This window comes from Micromonospora sp. DH13, assembly GCF_020873825.1.
Classification (GTDB): Bacteria; Actinomycetota; Actinomycetes; order Mycobacteriales; family Micromonosporaceae; genus Micromonospora; species Micromonospora haikouensis.
In genome coordinates this window covers 71,628-92,496 of record NZ_JAHWGR010000016.1, presented here as the reverse complement: position 1 = coordinate 92,496, position 20,869 = coordinate 71,628, and the positions used below count along the sequence as shown (strand labels likewise).

Annotated in this window: 20 protein-coding genes and 2 pseudogenes; 15 read left to right on the top strand and 7 right to left on the bottom strand. The window is 72.6% G+C overall.

The genetic code is table 11. The annotated features are described in order from the left end of the window. The first annotated feature begins 12 nt into the window (after nucleotides 1-12). From LPA42_RS17570 to LPA42_RS34485, 6 genes and pseudogenes are all read left to right on the top strand, one after another. On the top strand, nucleotides 13-342 hold the full coding sequence (locus LPA42_RS17570; RefSeq protein WP_077936208.1) for a hypothetical protein: 330 nt from the start codon (nucleotides 13-15) through the stop codon (nucleotides 340-342). 180 nt (nucleotides 343-522) lie between these two features. Continuing rightward, on the top strand, nucleotides 523-741 hold the full coding sequence (locus LPA42_RS17565; protein WP_198956453.1) for a hypothetical protein: 219 nt from the start codon (nucleotides 523-525) through the stop codon (nucleotides 739-741). A 136-nt stretch (nucleotides 742-877) separates the two neighbouring features. Continuing rightward, complete coding sequence (locus tag LPA42_RS17560) at nucleotides 878-1,291, top strand: HIT family protein (protein WP_077936207.1); 414 nt, start codon at nucleotides 878-880, stop codon at nucleotides 1,289-1,291. 100 nt (nucleotides 1,292-1,391) lie between these two features. Next, complete coding sequence (msrA, locus tag LPA42_RS17555) at nucleotides 1,392-2,051, top strand: peptide-methionine (S)-S-oxide reductase MsrA (RefSeq protein ID WP_077936206.1); 660 nt, start codon at nucleotides 1,392-1,394, stop codon at nucleotides 2,049-2,051. Between the two features lie 71 nt (nucleotides 2,052-2,122). Next, complete coding sequence (locus LPA42_RS17550) at nucleotides 2,123-2,458, top strand: hypothetical protein (RefSeq protein WP_077936205.1); 336 nt, start codon at nucleotides 2,123-2,125, stop codon at nucleotides 2,456-2,458. 4 nt (nucleotides 2,459-2,462) lie between these two features. Continuing rightward, a pseudogene (locus LPA42_RS34485) lies at nucleotides 2,463-3,126 on the top strand (nucleotidyl transferase AbiEii/AbiGii toxin family protein). 11 nt (nucleotides 3,127-3,137) lie between these two features. Here the strand turns inward: LPA42_RS34485 and LPA42_RS17535 are convergent. Beyond that, nucleotides 3,138-4,781, bottom strand: coding sequence for a PKD domain-containing protein (locus LPA42_RS17535; RefSeq protein WP_228986685.1), 1,644 nt, complete (start codon nucleotides 4,779-4,781; stop codon nucleotides 3,138-3,140). A gap of 366 nt (nucleotides 4,782-5,147) precedes the next feature. On the opposite strand from LPA42_RS17535, the gene LPA42_RS17530 reads away from it, so the two are divergent. The 5 genes from LPA42_RS17530 (at nucleotide 5,148) to LPA42_RS17510 (ending at nucleotide 11,792) form a co-directional block, all read left to right on the top strand. Then, complete coding sequence (locus tag LPA42_RS17530; RefSeq protein WP_077936204.1) at nucleotides 5,148-6,932, top strand: N-acetylglutaminylglutamine amidotransferase; 1,785 nt, start codon at nucleotides 5,148-5,150, stop codon at nucleotides 6,930-6,932. Between the two features lie 2 nt (nucleotides 6,933-6,934). Beyond that, nucleotides 6,935-8,785, top strand: a complete 1,851-nt coding sequence (ngg, locus tag LPA42_RS17525) for an N-acetylglutaminylglutamine synthetase (RefSeq protein ID WP_077936203.1) — start codon at nucleotides 6,935-6,937, stop codon at nucleotides 8,783-8,785. Continuing rightward, on the top strand, nucleotides 8,782-9,969 hold the full coding sequence (locus LPA42_RS17520; RefSeq protein ID WP_077936202.1) for an osmoprotectant NAGGN system M42 family peptidase: 1,188 nt from the start codon (nucleotides 8,782-8,784) through the stop codon (nucleotides 9,967-9,969). The genes ngg and LPA42_RS17520 overlap by 4 nt, the downstream gene beginning before the upstream one ends. A gap of 384 nt (nucleotides 9,970-10,353) precedes the next feature. After that, complete coding sequence (locus tag LPA42_RS17515; protein ID WP_077936201.1) at nucleotides 10,354-11,286, top strand: ribonuclease Z; 933 nt, start codon at nucleotides 10,354-10,356, stop codon at nucleotides 11,284-11,286. Continuing rightward, a complete protein-coding gene (locus tag LPA42_RS17510; RefSeq protein ID WP_077936200.1) occupies nucleotides 11,283-11,792 on the top strand; it encodes a GNAT family N-acetyltransferase in 510 nt (169 codons plus the stop codon). Before LPA42_RS17515 ends, LPA42_RS17510 begins: the two co-directional genes overlap by 4 nt. An 81-nt stretch (nucleotides 11,793-11,873) precedes the next feature. On the opposite strand, the gene LPA42_RS17505 is transcribed toward LPA42_RS17510, so the two are convergent. After that, nucleotides 11,874-12,821, bottom strand: a complete 948-nt coding sequence (locus LPA42_RS17505; RefSeq protein WP_077936199.1) for a protocatechuate dioxygenase — start codon at nucleotides 12,819-12,821, stop codon at nucleotides 11,874-11,876. On the opposite strand from LPA42_RS17505, the pseudogene LPA42_RS34740 reads away from it, so the two are divergent. Beyond that, nucleotides 12,820-13,143 (top strand): annotated as a pseudogene (locus LPA42_RS34740) (hypothetical protein); the annotation flags it as partial. The gene LPA42_RS17505 and the pseudogene LPA42_RS34740 sit on opposite strands and share 2 nt — an antisense overlap. 137 nt (nucleotides 13,144-13,280) lie before the next feature. Here the strand turns inward: LPA42_RS34740 and LPA42_RS17500 are convergent. Then, nucleotides 13,281-13,934: a response regulator transcription factor gene (locus LPA42_RS17500; RefSeq protein ID WP_077936198.1), complete on the bottom strand. Its 654-nt coding sequence runs from the start codon at nucleotides 13,932-13,934 to the stop codon at nucleotides 13,281-13,283. Continuing rightward, on the bottom strand, nucleotides 13,931-15,088 hold the full coding sequence (locus LPA42_RS17495; protein WP_158229378.1) for a sensor histidine kinase: 1,158 nt from the start codon (nucleotides 15,086-15,088) through the stop codon (nucleotides 13,931-13,933). Before LPA42_RS17495 ends, LPA42_RS17500 begins: the two co-directional genes overlap by 4 nt. Nucleotides 15,089-15,349: 261 nt before the next feature. Between LPA42_RS17495 and LPA42_RS17490 the strand changes: the two genes are divergently transcribed. After that, nucleotides 15,350-17,212: a serine hydrolase gene (locus LPA42_RS17490; RefSeq protein WP_144082541.1), complete on the top strand. Its 1,863-nt coding sequence runs from the start codon at nucleotides 15,350-15,352 to the stop codon at nucleotides 17,210-17,212. An 82-nt stretch (nucleotides 17,213-17,294) separates the two neighbouring features. Here LPA42_RS17490 and LPA42_RS17485 read toward each other — a convergent pair whose 3' ends face one another. Together LPA42_RS17485 and LPA42_RS17480 are read right to left on the bottom strand one after the other, a co-directional pair. Beyond that, the gene (locus tag LPA42_RS17485; protein ID WP_043963970.1) at nucleotides 17,295-17,489 is read right to left on the bottom strand and encodes a DUF397 domain-containing protein; all 195 of its coding nucleotides are present in this window, start codon (nucleotides 17,487-17,489) and stop codon (nucleotides 17,295-17,297) included. Continuing rightward, nucleotides 17,486-18,286 (bottom strand): helix-turn-helix transcriptional regulator, encoded by an 801-nt coding sequence (locus LPA42_RS17480; RefSeq protein ID WP_043961944.1) that lies wholly within the window; start codon nucleotides 18,284-18,286, stop codon nucleotides 17,486-17,488. Before LPA42_RS17480 ends, LPA42_RS17485 begins: the two co-directional genes overlap by 4 nt. A 517-nt stretch (nucleotides 18,287-18,803) precedes the next feature. Here LPA42_RS17480 and LPA42_RS17475 point away from each other — a divergent pair. After that, the gene (locus LPA42_RS17475; protein ID WP_144082540.1) at nucleotides 18,804-19,073 is read left to right on the top strand and encodes a hypothetical protein; all 270 of its coding nucleotides are present in this window, start codon (nucleotides 18,804-18,806) and stop codon (nucleotides 19,071-19,073) included. A gap of 22 nt (nucleotides 19,074-19,095) precedes the next feature. Continuing rightward, nucleotides 19,096-19,374 (top strand): hypothetical protein, encoded by a 279-nt coding sequence (locus LPA42_RS17470; RefSeq protein ID WP_077936194.1) that lies wholly within the window; start codon nucleotides 19,096-19,098, stop codon nucleotides 19,372-19,374. Between the two features lie 85 nt (nucleotides 19,375-19,459). On the opposite strand, the gene LPA42_RS17465 is transcribed toward LPA42_RS17470, so the two are convergent. Then, nucleotides 19,460-20,830 (bottom strand): cystathionine beta-synthase, encoded by a 1,371-nt coding sequence (locus LPA42_RS17465; protein ID WP_077936193.1) that lies wholly within the window; start codon nucleotides 20,828-20,830, stop codon nucleotides 19,460-19,462. Nucleotides 20,831-20,869 lie beyond the last annotated feature (39 nt).

Here is a 20,869-nt window from a genome sequence, read left to right as displayed (position 1 = left end):
CATACTTGGCGGGTGACCTCGACCGTGCCGCTGCCCTCGCGCCTGGTCGGCGCAGCAGACCGGATCCCGTCCTCCCTGGGGCTGCTGGCCGGCCCGGAGCACGGGCGGGTCAGCCTTCCGGTGCGGCTGGCCTGGTCCGGTCCGGCTGACTTCGACGTCAGCGACCCTCGTGAGCGCCTGACGCTCTACTGCCTGTTGCTCGACTGCGGCCAGCGGGACGACTTGATCCGGTACGTCAACGCCACTCTGCTCCGACACGACTGGCCCCGCATCCGCCGGTTGACCGCTCGACGCCTGATCGCTCTCTGGGAACGCCGGCTGCCCGGTCTCGCCGCCCTCTGATGGAGGAGCTGCACCGCCAGTTGCTGAGAATCGGTTTCGCCGCTGGTGACGATCTCGGTCTGGTGTTGGCGGGTGGCTACGCCATGTGCGCGCACGAGCTGGTGAGCCGGCCGTCACAGGACATCGACTTCGCCACCGCCTCGGCGCTGCCGCTTTCGACCGTGGTGAGCCGGCTGGCCGATGCTGAGCATTGGCCCCGTTCTCGCCTTCGAGGACGCGGTCGGGCTGAAGGTGCGAGCCCTGCACGATCGAGCCGCGCACCGGGACTTCATCGACATCCACGCCGCGAACGCACAACTCAGCTGGACCGAGCTTGAGGCTCTCGGCGCGCGTCACACCGCTGCGACGCTGGGCATTGCGGTGGGAGGCCGACATCAGGGCTCGCCTGGCGAACGGTGAGACCGGCCCGGCAGGCGTTGCCGACGACGAGTGGGACACCTATCTCGATCGGTGGTGACGTCGCCGGGGCGATGTGCGACGCGGAGCCGCAGTTCGCGGTGCGGCGGTGGGCGGGGCACGGGGCTAGCCTGGCCGGATGGGCGGGTGTGTGTTCTGCGGGATCGTGGCCGGTGACGTCCCGGCGTTCCGGGTCGCCGACACCCCGGAGGGGGTGGCGTTCCTCGACACCCGGCCCGTGTTCAAGGGCCACGTGCTGGTGGTGCCGCGCACCCACCTGGTGACCCTGGCCGACCTGCCGGCGGGCGACCTGCCCGGCTACTTCGGGCTGGTGCAGCGGCTCGCCGTGGCCGTCGAGGCGGGGCTCGGGGCCGGCGGCACGTTCGTGGCGATGAACAACAAGGTGTCCCAGTCGGTGCCGCACCTGCACACCCACGTCGTGCCGAGGACGAAGGGCGACGGCCTGCGCGGGTTCTTCTGGCCCCGCACTCGCTACGCCGACGACGCCGAGGCCGGGGCGTACGCCGCCCAGGTCGCCGCCGCCCTGGCCTGAGGCCCCGCCCGACGGGCGTCGGTTACCCACCGCCGGGGCGGGTAAGGAACCGGGGCCCGGCGGTGTTGCACGCGGGGAGAGGTACGAGAGGAGTTCCACCGTGTTCCTTCGTCGCATGCCCGCCGAGCTGCCCACCCCCGACCGGGCCCTGCCCGGCCGCCCGATCGCGATGCCGATCGGCGACCGCCACGAGGTGCTCGGCTCCTCGCTGAAGGGGCCGTTCCCGGCGGGCGCGCAGGTCGCCGTGTTCGGGATGGGCTGTTTCTGGGGCGCCGAGCGGCTGTTCTGGACCCTGCCCGGCGTGCTCACCACCTCCGTCGGCTACGCGGGCGGGATCACCCCGAACCCGACGTACGAGGAGGTCTGCTCGGGCATGACCGGGCACACCGAGGTCGTCCAGGTCGTCTACGACCCCACCGTGATCAGCTACGAGGATCTGCTGAAGGTGTTCTGGGAGAACCACGACCCGACCCAGGGCATGCGCCAGGGCAACGACGTGGGCACCCAGTACCGGTCGGCGATCTACGCCAGCACCGACGAGCAGCTCGCCACCGCCACCGCGTCGCGGGACGCGTTCGCGCCGATCGTGGCGCGGGCCGGCAAGGGTGAGATCACCACGGAGATCGACCGGCTCGGCGGCTACTACTTCGCCGAGGACTACCACCAGCAGTACCTGGCCCCGACGAAGAACCCGAACGGGTACTGCAACCACGGGCCGAACGGGCTGAGCTGCCCGGTGGGCGTGGCCCGCACCGCCTGAAAGGGACAGGCTGGCCCGCACCTCCGGCAGCCCTGACCCGTTACCCTGACAGAGACGTCTAGGAGGGCACGATGGCCGGTGACATCCGCCCACGCGGATACGCCAAGCCGGTCGTCGTGCCCGATTCCCTCGATCGGCTCGACGGTCCGACCAGCGGCGTCGTCGACCTTCCCCGACACCTCAAGTGGTCGGGAAACGCCCGCTACGACCTCGCGGACCCCGGCCGCATCCTTGACCTGTACCGCACGGTACTCAACGAGGCCGCCGCCCCCGAGGACCTGCACACGTTCCTCGACCGTCAGACCTTGATCCGGTTGTGGCCCTCGATGTGGCTGCCTACTTCCGTGCGGGAGTCGTGGGAGAGTCGTTTCCCCGAACTTCGGCGGACGCGCCAGGTTGCCGCCTGAGGTCATGCAGCAGCAACACGCCCTCATCGCCGAGATCGCACTCGCTGTCGCGGGCCGTTACGGCTTTGCTCTGGCGGGCGGATACGCGGTGAGCGTCCATGGGATGGGTGCCCGACTGAGCTGGGACGTGGATCTCTTCACCGCCTGGCAGACTCGCGCCGAGTTCCCCGCGTGCCGTTGACGAGGTCGTCAAGGCGTTCGACGCGAACGGCTTCGAGGTGACCGCTGTCATCCGCAACGAGACCTTCGCCCGTCTCCTTCTCGCTGATCGGTCCAGACCCGGGAGCGAGCCGGAGAAACTGGAGATGTCGGCGGACTGGCGTGCCCATCCTCCGGTCCCGTCGCCAGTCGGCCCTGTCCTTCATCCGGACGACGCCGTCGCCAACAAGATGTGTGCCCTGTTCGGCCGCGCCGAGGCGCGGGACTTCCTCGACGTGGATGCAGCGCTCAGCAGTGGCCGCTACACCCGGGGGCGTCTCCTCGATCTGGCGATGAACGCCGATCCCGGGTTTGAGGTGGCGGCCTTCGTTGACGCCTTGGGCGCCTTGACGCAGATCACCGACGCGGACTTCGACTGCTACGGCGTCTCTCCCGCTGAGCTGCCGGGCCTGCGGGAACGGTTCGCGCAGTGGCGGCGCGACCTCAGTCGTTCTCTGGAGCAGAGGTAGGCCGACCGGCGTCACGCGGGGCGGAGCACGACGGTCCAGGTGGTCGTGGTGGTGCTGGCCGCCGCGGCGGTCGCGCCGAGGCCGCCGTACGCGCCGGTCGGCACCGACGCGCCCGAGTCGGCGAGCAGCCCGGTGACCCGCCCCCCGCCGGTCTGGGAGCTGTTGCTGCGCACCTGCACCCCGGGCGGCGGGGTCAGCGCGGTCGACGTGGCGTCGCCGTGCAGCCAGTACGACACGCCCCACCCGCGCTCGGCGGCGACCGGGGCGGTCGGGGTGACCCGGGTGGCGGAGCTGGCCGGGTCGGCGGCGCTGGCGAACGCGGCCACCGGGGCGGTCGGGTCGGCGCCCCGGTAGGCGGCGAGCACCAGGTTGCCCTTCGACTGCTTGCCGAGGGTGACCCGCAGGGTCGTCCCGGCGTCACCGGTGGCGGCGATCTTCCACCAGGCGGTGGTGGTGGCGTAGCCCCCGTCGAGGCGGTCCAGCCGCGTCCAGCCGGTCACGCCGGTGGGCTCCCCGGTGTCGGCGTGGGTGTTCTGGCTGAGGAACAGCAGCAGGGTGTCCCCCGGCCGGACTCCGGCGGGCACGACGACGGAGTGGTTGGTGACGTTCGCGTTGGCGGTGGCCTGCCCGACGTACGAGATCAGCTCGGGCAGCGGCGCGACGGTGACGTCCCGGGTGGCGGTGCCGGTGGCCCCCCGGTCGTCGGTGACGGTGACGGCGACGCGGTAGGTGCCGGCCTGGGCGTACGTGTGGGTGGTGGTCGGGACGCTGGCGGTGTCGGCGGTCGCGCCGTCGCCGAAGTCCCAGGCGTGGTCCTGGACCGCGCCGTCGGGGTCGGTGGAGCCGGCGGCGGAGAAGGCGCACACCAGCCCGGAGCAGGACGCGGCGAGGTCGGCGCTGGGCGGGGTGTTGGCCGCGCCGCCGGTGCCCTTGACGAGCCGGATCCAGTCGATGTCCCCGGCGAAGTAGTCGCAGGTGACGTTCACCCCGTCGCAGGAGCTCTTGCCGCCGATCGAGAACTGCCAGTTGTTGGCGATCGTCCCGGTGGGGCCGGTGAGCCGGCTGGTGCGCACGCCGTCGACGTACATCTCGACGTAGCTGGCGGTGCGGTTGCAGGTGACGGTGTGCCACTGCCCGTCGGAGATGGACGTGCCGGTGTAGCCGGTGCGGGTCGACCCGTCGCCGCCCCGGAACATGCACCGGGGCTTGCCCTCGGGGGCCTCGAACTTCCAGTAGCCGCCGGCCGTGCCGCCCTGGCCCTTCTGCATGATGTTGCCGAAGGACTTCGTGGTGCGGTAGCGGATCGAGAACGAGAAGTCGCCGGCCTCGGGGTTGAAGTCGTTGCTCGCCGGCACCAGGTTGACGTGCCCCGGCACGTACTCCTTGTCGGCGGGGTTGTGGTAGGCGAAGCGGTGGGCGGTGGCGCCGTCGTAGCGCGTCCCGGCCACCACCTCGTCGCCGACGCGGCCGTGCCGGCCGTTGCCGCTGCTGTCGGTGAGCACCGTGGCGCCCGTCGGCTCGTCCATGCTCCAGAAGGCCACGGTGCGGGTGGCGACGGCCTGCGCGGGGGCGACCCCGGCCAGCACGCCGGCCGCCGCGACCACCGTCGCCAGCGCCAGCCGGCCGGCGGTACGCACGCCGCGTCCGGTCCGCACGCCTGTCCGTCGCGTCGCGACCATGGTCATCGCCTCCTCGTGGGCCCGATCTCACCCTGGCACGGCGACGTTCGGCGCTGAATGCCCCGTCCGGGGGACAACGGGGCACCGGCGGCGGGCGCGGCGCGACCGTCCGGTCGGACGCGGTCGGCCGTGGGCCCGGCGGCGTCGCACCGATGCGGGGTTTCTCACAACCGGCCGGGCAGGCTGGGCGGGCAGCCACGCGGGGCGGCGGTGGGACCGGGCGGCGGTGCCGGCGGGCTGCGGCCCACCGGGACGCGACGGCGCGCATCTTAGCAAGCACGTAACGCCGACGACATCATCTCAACAGGCGAGCGGGGCTCACCTCTGGCAGCATTGTCTGGCATGTGCGGACTGGCTGGGGAGTTCCGCCGTGACGGCTCGCGGGCCGACGTCGCGGCGGTGGAACGCATGGCGGCCACGATGAGCGACCGGGGCCCCGACGACAGCGGCGTGTGGTCCCAGGGGGCGGTCGCCCTCGGCCACCGCCGCCTCAAGATCATCGACCTGTCGGCGGCGAGCGGGCAGCCGCTGGTCGACCCGGCGTCGGGGCTGACCGGCGTCTTCAACGGCTGCGTCTACAACTACCGCGAGCTGCGCGAGGAGTTGCAGGCCAGGGGGCACCGCTTCTTCTCCTCCGGCGACAGCGAGGTGGTCGTCAAGGCGTACGCCGAGTGGGGGCTCGACTTCGTCGACCACCTGGTCGGGATGTTCGCCGTGGCGATCAGCGAGCGGGACACCGGCCGCCTCGTGCTGGCCCGCGACCGGCTCGGCATCAAGCCGCTGTACGTGGCCGAGTCCCCGGGCGTGGTGCGCTTCGCCAGCACCCTGCCCGCGCTGCTGGCCGGCGGCGGCGTCGACACCGCCATCGACCCGGTGGCGCTGGCCCACTACCTGAGCTTCCACAGCATCGTGCCGCCGCCGCGCACCATCCTGCGCGGGGTCGCCAAGCTGCCCCCGGCCACCGTCCGGGTCTACGAGGCCGACGGCTCCACCCACGAGCGGGTCTACTGGGACCCGGCGTTCACCCGGCGCGACGAGCGGGCCGGCTGGTCCGCCCGCGACTGGGAGGACGCCCTGCTGGAGTCGCTGACCACGGCGGTGCGCCGCCGGATGGTCGCCGACGTGCCGGTCGGCGTGCTGCTCTCCGGCGGGCTGGACTCCAGCCTGGTCGTCGCCCTGCTCGCCGAGCAGGGGCAGCGCGGCCTGGCCACCTTCTCCATCGGCTTCGACGCCGTCGGCGGCCGCTCCGGCGACGAGTTCGTCTACTCCGACATCGTGGCGAAGACGTTCGACACCGACCACCACCAGATCCGGGTGGCCGCCCGGGACCTGCTGCCCCCGCTGGAGGCGGCCGTGGCGGCGATGAGCGAGCCGATGGTCAGCCACGACTGCGTGGCGTTCTGGCTGCTCAGCCAGGAGGTGTCGCGGCACGTCAAGGTGGTCCAGTCCGGTCAGGGAGCGGACGAGATCCTGGGCGGCTACCACTGGTACCCGCCGCTGGCCGGCGTCGACCGGGAGCGGGCCGTCGAGACGTACGCGAAGGCGTTCCTCGACCGGGACGCGGCCGGGCTGGCCCGGGTGCTGGACCCGGCGTGGCTGGCCGACGGCGACCCGGCCCGCGAGTTCGTGGCCGCCCACCTGGCCCGGCCCGGCGCGCAGACCGCCGTCGACGCGGGCCTGCGGATCGACACCCAGATCATGCTGACCGACGACCCGGTGAAGCGGGTCGACAACATGACCATGGCGCACGGGCTGGAGGCCCGGGTGCCGTTCCTCGACCACGAGTTCGTGGAGCTGGCCGCGACCTGCCCGCCGGAGCTGAAGCTGGCCCAGGGCGGCAAGGGCGTGCTGAAGGAGATCGGCCGCCGGGTCCTGCCACACGAGGTCATCGACCGGCCGAAGGGCTACTTCCCCGTGCCGGGCCTCACCCACCTGGAGGGCAAGCTCCTCGACCGGGTACGCGACGCGCTGCACGCGCCCGCCGCCCGCCACCGCAACCTGTTCCGCACCGAGTACGTCGACGCGCTGCTGGCCGACCCGAACGCCGAACTCACCCCGTTGAACGGAAACAAGCTGTGGCAGCTGGGACTCCTGGAAATGTGGCTCCAGAGCCACGGAATCGACTGACCGTGAGCGACACCCTGGCGACCGGGACGGCGCGCACCGACCGGGAACGGGTGCTGGGCCGCCGCCGCGAGCGGGTGGGGCCGGGCGGCGACCCGGTGGCACCCGCCCCGGCCCCGCCGGACGACCCGGACGGGCAGGCCGAGGGGGAACAGCCGACCGGCGGCGGCGTGGTGCTCGACTGCGGCTGGGGGCGGCTGGTGTTCGGCCAGACGTTCAGCGAGCAGGCCGCCGTGGCGGCGGTGCTGCGCTCGGAGGCGGCCGGGGCGCGGGACATCTGCATCTACCTGCGCGACCCGCACGTGCTGGTGTCCCGGCTGCCCGACGAGCTGTTCATCGACCCGTCGCTGACGTACCGGCTGCGGCTGCCCGCGGCCCCGGCCGCCGCCGACGACCGCGACGGGCTGCCCGGCCTGCGGATCCGGACGCTGCGCGACGCCGACGACGCGGACGCGGTGAACCGGATCTACGCCCGCAACGGCATGGTCACCGCCCCGGTCGACGTGCTGGTCGACAACGCCCGCACCGAACGGTTCCTGCACCTGGTCGCCGAGGACGCCACCGGGGACGTGGTCGGCACGATCACCGGAGTCGACCACGTCGCGGTCTTCGCCGACCCGGACAACGGGGCGAGCCTGTGGTGCCTCACCGTCGACTTCAACACCGCGCCGCCCGGCACCGGCCAGGCGCTGCTGACCGAGCTGGCGGCCCGGCTCACCGCGCGCGGCCGGGCGTTCGTCGACCTGTCGGTGCTGGCCGAGAACACCGGGGCGATCCGGCTGTACGAGCGGCTCGGCTTCTACCGCACCGCGACGCTCTGCGTGAAGCGGAAGAACCCGATCAACGAGCGGCTGTTCCTGCCGGCCGCCCCGAAGGGGTACGACCGGCTCAACCCGTACGCGAAGATCGTCGCCGACGAGGCGATGCGTCGGGGCATCCGGGTGGAGGTCACCGACCCGGAGTGGGGCGAGCTGCGGCTGAGCAACGGCGGCCGGACGATCGTCACCCGCGAGTCGCTGTCCGAGCTGACCTCGGCGGTGGCGATGAGCCGCTGCGACGACAAGCGGGTCACCCGGCGCATCCTCACCGAGGCGGGCCTGTCGGTGCCGGCCGGGCGCACCGCGACCGGCGACGACGCCGACGTCGCGTTCCTGGCCGAGGTGGGCCGGGTGGTGGTGAAGCCGGCGCGCGGCGAGCAGGGCAACGGCATCACCGTCGGCGTACGCACGCCGGAGGCGCTGACCGCCGCCGTGGCCCTGGCCCGCGGCTTCTGCCCGGACGTGCTGATCGAGCAGATGCGCGACGGCGAGGACCTGCGGGTGATCGTCATCGACCACGAGGTGGTGGCCGCCGCCGTCCGGCGGCCCGCCCAGGTCACCGGCGACGGGGTGCACGACGTCGCCGAGCTGATCGAGCGGCAGAGCCGCCGCCGGGCCGCCGCCACCGGGGGCGAGTCGCGCATCCCCGTCGACGACATGACCCGGGAGGTCGTCGCCGAGGCCGGCTACGAGCTGAGCGACGTGCTGCCCGAGGGCACGGTGCTGGCCGTGCGCCGCACCGCGAACCTGCACACCGGCGGGACGATCCACGACGTGACGGGCGAGCTGCACCCGGCGATCGCCGAGGCGTGCGTGGCGGCCAGCCGGGCGCTGGACATCCCGGTGACCGGGCTGGACCTGCTGGTCAGCGCCCCGGACGGCCCGGAGCACGTGTTCATCGAGGCGAACGAGCGGCCGGGCCTGGCCAACCACGAGCCGCAGCCGACCGCCGAGCGCTTCGTCGACCTCCTCTTCCCCGGCACGCGGGCACCGCAACGCCTCTGGACCCCGGCGGGTGCGGCAAGCTCTCAGGCATGACCGCACGCAAACCCGTCCCCCTGAAGATCGACCTGGACTACCTCCGCCAGGTGCTGGTGGAGCTGCTGGAGATCCCGAGCCCGTCGGGGCGCACCGACCACGTGCAGCAGTACGTGGGCGAGCGCCTCTCCGCGCTCGGGATCTCCTCCACGCTGACCCGGCGCGGCGCGCTCAGCGCCTGCCTGCCGGGGCCCCGGGAGACCGGGGCGGACCGGGCGATCGTGGTGCACACCGACACCATCGGCGGCATGGTGAAGCGGCTCAAGGAGAACGGCCGGCTGGAGCTGATGCAGGTCGGCACGCACAGCGCCCGGTTCGCCGAGGGCGCGCACGTGCGGATCTTCACCGACGACCTGGACCGGGTGATCAGCGGCCAGGTGCTGCCGCTGAAGGCCAGCGGGCACCGCTACAACGAGGCCGTCGACCTCCAGGGGGTCGGCTGGGAGCAGGTCGAGGTGCGGGTCGACGAGCCCGTGGCCGACGAGGCCGGGCTGCGGGCGCTCGGCATCGACGTCGGGGACTTCGTGGCGTTCCTGCCGAATCCGACGATCACCCCGAGCGGGTACGTCAAGTCCCGGCACCTGGACGACAAGGCCGGGGTGGCGGCGGTGCTGACCGCGTTCAAGGCGATGGTCGACGCGGGCGTCACCCCGGCGGTGACCGCGCACCTGCTGGTGACGGTCACCGAGGAGATCGGCCACGGGGCGAGCCACGGCCTCGACCCGGACGTCGCCGAGATCGTCTCCGTGGACGCCGCGGTGGTCGCCCCCGGGCAGCAGTCCCGGGAGAACGCGGCCACCCTGGCCATGGGCGACGGGGTGGGGCCGTTCGACTACCACCTGACCCGCAACCTCGCCGCGATCGCCCGCGAGCACGGGGTGGACCTGGTCCGCGACGTCTTCGAGTTCTACCGCTCCGACGTGGCGGCGGCGGTGGAGGCGGGCGCGCACGCCCGGGTGGCGCTGCTCGGCTTCGGGGTGGACGCCACCCACGGCCACGAGCGCACCCACCTCGACGGGCTGGGTCACCTCACCCAGCTGCTCTGCCTCTACCTCCAGAGCGAGCTGGTGTTCCCCGAGTGGGACGCCGAGCCGGAGGGCGACCTGGCCGACTTCCCGTCGCTGGCGGTGCAGCCGGCCAGCGAGGAGGGGCCGCGCGAGGGCCCGATCGGCATCGCCGACTGACCGCTCCGGCAGCGCCGTGAGGGCCGCTCCGGCAGCGCTCGTCGGGTCCGCCCCGGCCACGCCGGCCGACCGCGCCTGAGCCGCTGGTCGAAATCCGTTGCCGACGCCCCCGGGAAGTGGATAGCGTGGCGGTACACGGGAAAGGAGGTGGTCCAGACTTGTATAGCAATCGGACTCGTGAGGTGGCTGTCCGCTAGCCGCTGTCCTCGACAGTGAGAACCTGCCCGCCGCGAGGCGGGTGCACGATCGTCGAGACCGTGTGGCAGCGGTGCGGCGAAACCACGACAGCCACCCGACCCCCGGGGTGCCGGCCAAGTCCAGCCGGCCCGTGCGCGAGCACGGAAGCCCCGGGGGTCGCTTCATGTATCCGCCGGGGAGAACGCCGTGTCCATGCGTGAACTGGTGGTGCTCGGGACGGCCAGCCAGACCCCGACCCGGGCGCGCAACCACAACGGGTACGTGCTGCGCTGGGACGACGAGGTGATCCTCCTCGACCCGGGTGAGGGCAGCCAGCGGCAGCTCCTGCACACCGGCGTCACCGCCACCGACCTGACCCGGATCTGCGTCACCCACTTCCACGGCGACCACTGCCTCGGCCTGCCCGGCACCATCCAGCGGCTCTCCCTGGACCGGGTCCCCCGCCCGGTGGCGGTGCACTTCCCGGCCGGCGGGGCCGACTACTTCGCCCGGCTGCGGCACGCCAGCTCCTTCCACGAGACCGCCGAGCTGGCCGTCGAGCCGATCAGCGCCGACGGGCAGCGGATCGCCCTGCGCGGCGGCGGCACCCTGGAGGCCCGCCGGCTGCGGCACCCCATCGAGACGTACGGCTACCGCCTCGTCGAGCCGGACGGCTGCCGGATGCTGCCGCAGCGGCTGGCCGCGTACGGGATCGCCGGGCCGGCCGTCGGCGAGCTGCGGCGCGTCGGCCACCTCGACGTCGGCGGGCGGCGCGTCACCCGCGACGAGGTGAGCGTGACCCGCCCCGGGCAGCGGTTCGCGTTCGTGATGGACACCGGGCTCTGCGACAACGTGTACGCCCTCGCCGAGCACGCCGACCTGCTGGTCATCGAGTCGACGTTCCTGGCGAGCGAGGCCGCGCTCGCCGCCGAGGTCGGGCACCTCACGGCGGGCCAGGCCGCGCGGGTGGCGGCCGAGTCGGGGGTACGCACGCTGGTGCTCACCCACTTCTCCCAGCGCTACGGCGACGTCCGGCGCTTCGCCGACGAGGCCCGGGAGCACTTCGCCGGTGAGCTGGTCGTCGCCGAGGACCTGACGACCGTCCCGGTGCCGCCCCGGCGGGTACCCTCGGCCGGGTGACGATCACCCTCCGCCACGCCACCGGCGACGACCTGCGCGCCGTGGGGGCGCTGCACCAGCGCTCCCGGGTGGCGGCGTACTCGTCGTTCCTGCCGGCAGAGGCCCTCGCCGACCCGACGGAGGAGGCGATGGGGTGGTACTGGGTGGAGCGGTGGACCTGGGAGCGTGACGACCACCTGATGACCGTCGCCGAGCGCGACGGCCGGCTGGTCGGCTTCAGCTACGTCGGCCCGGACGACGCGGGCGACCCGGCGACGGGGCTGCTCAACGCCATCCACCTCGACCCCGGCGAGCGGGGCCGGGGCACGGGCCGGGCGCTGATGGACGACGCGCTGGCCACCATGCGCGACCGGGGCCGGACGCGGGCGGCGCTGTGGGTGCTGGAGGGCAACGCGCCGGCCCGGCGCTTCTACGAGCGGGGCGGCTGGCGGCCCACCGGCGAACGCCGGGAGGACCGGATCGGCACGGCCCTCACCCGCCAGCTCCGCTACGCGCGTGCTGTGTAAGGAAGGGCCCCCTGTTAACGCATACGGTAGAGAAGGGTCCCCTTCTTACCCCGCCCCCGGCGGGGGCGGGGCGGGGCGGGCTCACGCGCCGTCCTGGTCCGAGTCGACCGAGAAGTTGAGCACGCCGAGGTAGCCGTCGCCGTCCTCGACGACCTTCATCAGCATGCTGTCGGCGTAGATCGTGTCGTTGTCGTTGAAGGTGTCCCGCCCGGTGTGCGCCGAGTACGGCGCCGCGGCGTACACCTTGGTGTTGAGGGCCTCGTCGAACATCATCTGGGTGGTCAGCACCCGGTTGTTGTCGACGTGCACCATGGCGTGGATGTGCGTGGTGCGGCCCCGGTACCAGCCCGGCCAGATGGTGGTGAACTCGACGATCCCGTCGGAGTTGGTGACCTGGGCCCCGCGCAGATAGCGCTTGTCGTCGGTGGGCGTGAGGTCGGCCGCCGACCCCTCCGAGCCGCCGCCCGGTGCCGCACCGCCGCCGGGCGCGCCGCTCGGCGGGGTGCCACCGCCCGGCCCGCCGCTGGGCGGGGTGCCGCCCGGGGCCCCGGTGCCGCTCGGCGGGGTGCCCCCGCCCGAGGCCCCGCCCGGCGCGCCGCCCGCGCCGGACGACTGCGCCTCCGCGCCCGAGTAGAGCCCCTCGGCGTCGCAGTGCCAGATTTCCACGACGGCGTTGGCCAGGGGCCCGCACTGCTCGCTGTCCTGCACCCGGACCGCCACCCGCAGCCGGGTGCCCTCCCGGTCCTCCCGGATGTCGCTGCGGATCTTGTCGGCGTCGAAGTAGTACGGGCCCTGGGTGGTGCTCGCGGTCAGTGTGCACGTGTTGGCCTCGCCGAACAGCGCGGTCAGGTCGGTCGACGTGCTGGCGGTGGCCTGCGGGGAGACGGTCTCGCCGGTGGACGTGGTGACCGTGCCGCCGTCCCGGCCGCAGGCCGCCAGCAGGCCGGCCAGCCCGACCGAGCCGATCCCGGCGATCAGCCGGCGGCGGCTGACCCGCTGCCCTTCGTGGTGGTCGAGGTCGTGGCGCATGGGTTCCTCCCGGGGGCGGTGTTCGTCGGCTGGTCCCGACGCTAGACACGCCCGGCCGGCGCCCTCTGTGGCCCGCTTGTGGCCGGGCTGTGAATGGTCGCCCCGCCGGTCGGCCCGACGATCAACCCGGAAGCGCACGCTGGGCGACGCGCTCACCGGGTCCGGCCGGCTGGACGAGGCGCAGGCGGAGCTGGCAGCCGCCCTGGCGGGGTTTGTCGCGCACGCCGACCTGCGCTGGGAGGCGTACACCCGGACCAGCCTCGGCACCCTGTTCCTGGCCCGGGGCGAGCCCGCAGCGGCCCGGGAGCACCTCGACCGGGCGCTGGCGATCTTCGACCGGATGGGTGCCCGGCTGTGGTCGGCGCGCGCCCGGGACCTGCTCGCCCGGGCCGCCGGTGGCGGGTTGGCCGCGGCCGGGCTACTTCGCGGAAGTGTTCTTCACCGTGTCGGCAAGGGCCTTCAGTCGACCAGCCCCGCGCGGAACGCGGTGATCGCCAGTTGGACCCGGTTGCCGGCCGCGAGCTTCTCGAAGAGGTGGGTGACGTGGCTCTTCACGGTCGCCTCGCTCATCCGCAGGCACCTCGCGATCTGCGCGTTGGTCGCCCCCCGTCCGATCTCGACCAGGACCTCGCGTTCTCGTCCGGTGAGGCCGCCCAGCCGGGCCAGGGCCTCGCGCCGGCGGCGGGTGCGGTCGTCCGCGGTGATCCGTGCGATGACCTGCCGGGTGACGCTGGGTGACAACATTCCGTCTCCCGTCGCGGCCAGGCGTACCGCGCGCAGCAGTTCGGTCGGCGGTGTGTCCTTCAGCAGGAAACCGCAGGCACCGGCCTCCAGGGCCCGGAACACGTCGTCGTCGGTGTCGAACGTGGTCAGCATGATCACCGGCGGCGGGTTCGTCCGGGTCTGGAGCGCCGCCGTCGCGGCGACACCGTCCATCCCAGGCATGCGGACGTCCATCAGGACGACATCCGGACGGAGCCGGGTCACCGCGTCCAGCGCGGCGCGTCCGTCTTGCGCGTCGCCGACGACGGTTAGGTCGTCCGCGGTCTCCAGAATCAGCCGCAGACCCGCACGCACCAGCGCCTCGTCGTCGACGAGCAGGACCGAGATCATCGGGCTTCCACGTCCTGCGGCTCTCCCGCCGGAAGCACCCCGAAATCCCCGGCGGACATCACGACCGGCATCTGCGCCCACAGCCGCCACCCGGTCCCGGCCGGGCCGGCCGTCAGCGTTCCACCGGCCAGTCGCACGCGTTCCGCCAACCCCACCAACCCCGCCCCGGAACCCGGCAGGTCCAGCGCCGCCTCGCTCACCGGGTTGGCCACGGTCACCGTCACCGCGTCGACCGACCGTACGACGGTCACGGTCACCTCCGCACCGGGCGCGTGCTTCCGCGCGTTCGTCAACCCCTCCTGCACGACCCGCTGCACCACCCGCGCCGCCGGCGCCGGCAACGGCCCCGCACTGTCGCGCACCACCACGCGCTGCCCGGCCGACCGGGCGTCGGCGACCACGGAGTTCAGGTCCGCGTACGGCTGCGCGTCGGCCCGCAGAACACCGAGCACGCTACGCAGCTCGACGAGCGCCTCGCGGGCGGTCACCCGGATCAGCCCGGCGCCTTCCCGGACGCGTTCGACGCCACCGTCCACGGTCAGTTCCAGCGCCCCGGCGTGCAGGGCGATCAGCGAAACCTTGTGCGCCAGCACGTCGTGCATCTCCCTGGCGATGCGGTTGCGCTCCACGATACGGGCACGTTCCTCGCGTACCGCCAAGTCGGCGTCGGCCCGCTCGGCCCGCTCGCGCCACGCCTCCCGCAGTGCCCGGCGGGTGCCCAGGTGGACGCCGAGCCCGACGGTCGCGGCGGCCACGACGGCGGCGAACTCGGCGTCCCACCAGTCCAGACGCCCGGCCTTCACCGAGTTCAGGCCGCTCGCCCCGGCCCAGCCGACCACCACCAGCCACCAGACGTGGCGGCGGGATGCGTAGAGCCCGGCGGCGAACAGTCCGACCAGCAGCGGCCCCTCGTTGCCCGACAGCGCGTAACCCAGCGCTGCGATCACCACGACGGCGTACGGGTGGCTCCGGCGCCACCACGTGGCGAGTGCGGCCAGCGTGCCCGCGGCCCCGACGACAGGCAAGGGAAGCGGCGACCACGGCGTCGTGACCGCCAGCGTGGTGAGGACCAGGCAGGCGGCCACGATCAGCGCGTCACCCACCCGCTGGCGGCCGAACCAGGATCGTGTCGTTCGCCAGGACGTCAGCCGCATGGGTCGCAGCATAGGCATGCCGCGCCCCGCGTCACCTGCCCCTCAGGTCTAGGCCGTACTCCGACTTTGATCGCGGTCCGGCCTCGACCGCGCGGCGATGCGCCCGGCTCGGGCCGACCGCGACACTGGCTGCGCCCTGCCCCCGGAGAAGGAGGACCTGTGCGTCTTCGAAGCGACTCGACCCCACCGTCCGCGCCTGGCGGAACACTCCCCCGGCGGCAACAGCCGGCCCGGCGAAGACCGCAGGGCGGTGCCGGCACGGTGCAGGCGCTGGCGGCGGGCGTGGTGGGGCTGGGGTTGGTGGCGGGCGTGTTGGGGGCATTGGTTGCGGGCGTGGCGGGCGTGGTATGGGCCGCCCCCGCGTACGCAGCCCCGCCCCGTTGTGCCGCACCGACCACGAGCGCGGCCTCCGCGTACTTCGAGTCCGTGATGCCGGAACAGTTGCGTAGGACGGGGACGCCGGGAGCGGTCGTGTCGGTGGTCTCCGGTACAGACGTCGCATACGCCCACGGCTTCGGTCACGCCGACGTGGCTGCCGGCACCGGGATGGATCCGGAGCGGACCCTCGTACGTATCGCGTCGATCACGAAGTTGTTCACGGCGACGGCGGTGATGCAGCAGGTCGAAGCCGGTCGACTGGACCTGGACGCGGACGTGAACTCGTACCTCACCACGTTCCAGATCCCGCAGACCTACCCGCAGCCGATCCGGCTGCGTGACCTGATCGACCACACCGCGGGTTTCGAGGATCGCCTCATCGGCACCGGCGCCCGCACCGCCGACGGCGTCGTGCCGCTGGGCGAGTACCTGGCGAAGAACGTCCCGGCGCGGATCCGGCCGCCCGCAGTGGTGCCGGCGTATTCGAACTACGGGGCGGCACTGGCCGGTTATCTCGTGACGCAGGTCAGCGGTGAGCCGTGGGACGCCTACGTGCAGCGGCATCTGCTGACGCCGCTGGGCATGACGCACAGCACCGCGTCCGAGCCGTTGCCCGCGGCGCTGGCCCCCGACCTCGCGAAGAGCTACGGCGAGGGTGGCGCGCCGGTACCGTTCATGTTCGACCAGCTCACGCCGGACGGCTCGGTCAGCGCGACGGCATCGGACCTGGCGAAGTTCATGATCGCGCAGCTCGGCCGGGGCGAAGGCATCCTGAAGCCGCAGACGGCCGCGCTCATGCGGACCCGGTCGTTTCCCGCGGATCCCCGGGTCGGTGGGTACGCGCACGGCTTCATGGACCGGGTGCTCAACGGGCATCGGGTGCTCATGCACGGCGGCGACTGGGAGGGGTTTGAAAGCGTGCTGGTGCTGGTGCCGGACTGCCGGCTGGGGCTCTTCCTGTCGGTCAACTCGCTGGAGGGGGCCGGCGCGCTGAACGAGGTCGTTCACGGGTTCCTCGACCGGTTCGCGCCCGGATCGCCGCCAGCGGTGTCCGGGTCGCAGCGCGCCGTGGTGCCGCAGGCGGGCTTCTACGCCCCGGCCCGGCGTAACGTCACCGGCGTCGAGAAACTGCTCACATTGCTCGATCCGGCGCGTTTGACGGTGACCGACGCCGGAGCGCTCCGGTTCAGAGAAAAGACGTGGACGCCCCAGGGTGACGGTTCCTACCGGGCCGGCGACGACCGTCTGGTGGTCGTGGACGGGGGCCGGTACGTGATGACCGACGGGGCCGCGTTCGAGCGGATCAGTGGCGCGCAGACGTTGCCGGTCAACCTCGCGGTGCTTGCCGGATTCGTGGTCGTGGCGCTCAGTGCGCTGGTGGTGCCAGGTGCCTCGGTGGTACGCCGGGTACGTGGCCGTGCCGACGGCGCACGTTCGTGGCGGCTGTCGCGCGGGTTGGCGGCCCTGGCGATGGTGCTGGGGCTCGGGTTCCTGGCCGGGCTGGCAATCGCCCTGTCCGGCAGTACCAGCACGTTTTTGCCCGGCGTGCCTGTGGGCCTGCGCGCCCTGCTCGTCGTACCGATCGTGGTGTTCGCGTTGGGGCTCGGTGCCGCCGGCACCGCGATCACCGGCTGGCGTGAGGCATCCGTCGCGGCACGCGTCCACCAGGGGGTGCTGCTGGCCGGGGTCGGGGCCCTGGCCTGGTTCTGCTGGCAGTGGAACCTGATCGGCTGGCAGTTCGGCTGAGGGGTCGCCGCGGCGGCCGTCCTCCCCGAACGGAGAAGGTCCCCAGCTTCACGCTGGGGACCTTCGGCGGCGTTCGGGGGAATCAGCCCAGCGGGCTGCTCTTCTTCGCCAGGTCGACGAAGGACTGCCAGGTGCCGGGGGTGAAGCGGAGGGTGCCGCCGTCGCGGTCCTTGGTGTCGCGCACCAGCACGACGCCCGGCATGTTGTCCGCGACCTCGACGCAGGACCCGCCGTTGCCGCCGGACCTGGTCGACTTCCGCCACCGCGGGGTCGTCATCGACTCCATGACTTGGCCACCTCCTTGATCAGTTCGATGGACTGCCGGCGGGAAAGCGCCTCGTTCCGCACGATCTCCCACGTCTTCGCGAGCCTAGCAACGTCGGCGGGCGCATCGACGATCTGCGCGTTGAGCTGGTTGTCCGCGTGCGCCACCCGCGCGCCGTCGGGCAGCTCGGCGATGATGAACTGGCCGGCCAGCCCCAGGTACATGCCGGCATCGACGGGCACGACGTGCACCTGGACGTGTTCCCGCGTCGACTGTTCGGCAAGGTGGTCGAGCTGTTCCGCCATGAGCCCCGGCTGATCGAGCACGGGTCGGCGCAGCACGCTCTCGTCCACCACGGCGATGAACTGCGGCGGGCGCTCGCGCTCCAGAATCTCCTGCCGGTTGAGCCTGGACGCGACGATCCGCTCCACCTCGTCGGCGGTGAACCGCCCGCCCGCGAGCGTCGCCCGCGCGTACCGCTCGGTTTGGAGCAGGCCCGGGAGGTACGACAGCTCGAACCACCGCAGCGTGGTCGCCTCGCGCTCGAACTCGATCCATTCGCGCAGCCAGACCGGCTCGGCGTCCAGTTTGGCCAGTTCGCGGAGCATCCGGCCGAAGCGGTCACCGAGCTGGTAGTGGTCGTCGACCGCCTTCATGTACTCCTTCGTCGGCGGGCGTCCCCCCGTCTCGACGGAGCTGACATGCGAGCCGGAGTAACCGATGGCCCGGCCGAACTCTTCCTGGCTGGTCCCGAGCGACGCTCGGAACAGTCGCAGCTCCCCGAGCACGTAGTTCGTGGCAGTGCCCACCCATCCCCCAGTTTCGGCTCGTCCTCGTCGGCGTGTCCCGCACGCCCGCCCGGTCAGGCCGCTGACCTGCGCGGACCGAGCGAGCACGTATCGAGAGTAACGACGCCATCACCAGACTGTCACCACGCGGATTCGCTTTCGGCCCGGAGGCGGAGGCGAGTTCTGCGCCGGGGGTCGCCCGGTCCTTCCGCGAGCTGGCGACCCCCGCCTACGCCACGAGGAGGAGAGGGAGTGAGCCCTGAACGGGGACAGGCGTCGAGAGTGAACCCGCTGGTCACCGCCGGCGACGTGCTCACCCTCCAACCGTGCGACTACTGCATCGGGCAGACGGTGCTGTCGTTGCAGGTCACCTACGTTCCTCGGTACGCGAACTTCCTGGCGTCGCGGTGGGTGCGGCTCGAAGGACTGGAGTTGCGCCCCGACGGAACGCCGTGGCGCGAGCGCGTCGTGATGGTCCGGGTACAGGCCATCATTGACGCCCGACGGCCCGCCCGGGGCCCGAGGCGCGGGAGCGGTGATGGCCGCACACCCGCCGAGGTACGCGGGCGGCCCGTGCTTCGTCTGCGGCGAGCCGTGGCCGTGCTTCGAGCAGCAACTGTCGACCCTCGTGGAGTTCGCCGGCCGGGGCGAACTGCTCGTGGCGTACATGGGGGATTGGTACCGCCTGGGGGTCGAGGAGCGCCAGCGGCGCGGCCTGCCACCCGACCCGGGCATGGAGCTGCGGCACCTGGGGTGGCTCGAGATGGTCCTGCCCGCGCAGGGCGAACAGCGCAGCGGTGATGTCTGAGGCCGCGCCGCCCAGAAGGCCGATGCCAGGCGACCTTCTGCACGTCACCCGCGCCGCCAGCGTCCAGTTCGTCCGACCCATCTTCTTCCGCGTCATCCGCGTTCACGACGACTGGCACACCTACCACGGCTGGCTCTGGCTCGACGGCTACCAGATGGACTCCAGAGGAGATGCCGTGGACCGTCGCTCGATCTATGTCCGGCCGGCGGGACTGCGGTGGCTGAACCACGCCGCGAGGGCACCGGCCCCGCCCAGCCCACCGGTCACGCGGACTTCGGCTCAGCCGAGGCGTCGCGCGTGACCGGCGGCTGCCGCTGCCAAGGCCGGCGTTAAGAAGGGGCCCTTCCTCTACCGAAAGCGTTAATAAGGTGCCCTTCCTTACAGCTTCAGCGGGCGCCGAGGTGGGCCAGCAGGTCCTGCCGGGTGAGCACACCCTTGGGCTTGCCGTCGACCAGCACCAGCGCCGCGTCGGACTTCTCCAGCAGGGCCACCGCCTCGCTCACCGGCTGACCGCCGCCGATCATCGGCAGCGGGTCGGCGGTGTGCCGCTCGATGGTGTCGTGCAGGTGCGCCTGGCCGGTGAACAGGGCGTCGAGCAGGTCCTTCTCGGCTACCGAACCGGCCACCTCACCGGTGACCACGGGCGGCTCGGCCTTGAGCACCGGGAGCTGGGAGACGCCGTACTCGCGCATGTAGTCGATGGCGTCGCGGACCGTCTCGGTCGGGTGCACGTGCACCAGCTCGGGCAGCCCGCCGGGCTTGCCGGCGAGCGCATCGGCGACGGTCGGCTCGGTGCCGGAGTTGTCGAGGAAACCGTACCGGGCCATCCACGCGTCGTTGAAGATCTTCGACAGGTAGCCCTTGCCGCTGTCGGGCAGCAGCACCACGATCACGTCGTCCGGGCCGGCCTCGCGCGCCACCTCCAGGGCGGCGACCACGGCCATCCCGCAGGAGCCGCCGACCAGCAGCCCCTCCTCGCGGGCCAGCCGCCGGGTCATCTCGAACGACGCCTTGTCGGAGACCTCCACGATCTGGTCGGCGATGTCCCGGTCGTACGTGGTGGGCCAGAAGTCCTCGCCGACGCCCTCCACGAGGTAGGGCCGGCCGGTGCCGCCGGAGTAGACGGAGCCCTCCGGATCCGCCCCGACGATCTTCACCCGGCCGTCGGAGGCCTCCTTCAGGTAGCGACCGATGCCGGAGATGGTGCCGCCCGTGCCGACCCCGGCGACGAAGTGGGTGAGCTGGCCGCCGGTCTGCTTCCACAGCTCGGGGCCGGTGGTCTCGTAGTGCGAACGCGGGTTGGCCGGGTTGCTGTACTGGTCGGGCTTCCACGCGCCCGGGATCTCGCGGGCCAGCCGGTCGGAGACGTTGTAGTAGGAGCGCGGATCCTCCGGCGCGACGGCGGTCGGGCAGACCACCACCTCCGCCCCGTACGCCCGCAGCACGTCCTGCTTGTCCTGGCTGACCTTGTCGGGGCAGACGAACACGCACCGGTAGCCCTTGAGCTGCGCCACCAGGGCCAGGCCGACGCCGGTGTTGCCGCTGGTCGGCTCGACGATCGTGCCGCCGGGCCCGAGGATGCCGGCGGCCTCGGCGTCCTCGACCATGCGCAGCGCGATGCGGTCCTTCACCGAGCCGCCCGGGTTGAGGTATTCCACCTTCGCCAACACGGTGGCCCGGATGCCCTCGGTCACGTTGCGCAGCCGCACCAGCGGGGTGTTGCCGATCATCTCGACGACGTTGTCGTAGTAGTGCACCTCGTTGTGCCCTTCGTTGCGGCGCCGGCGACGGCGGCC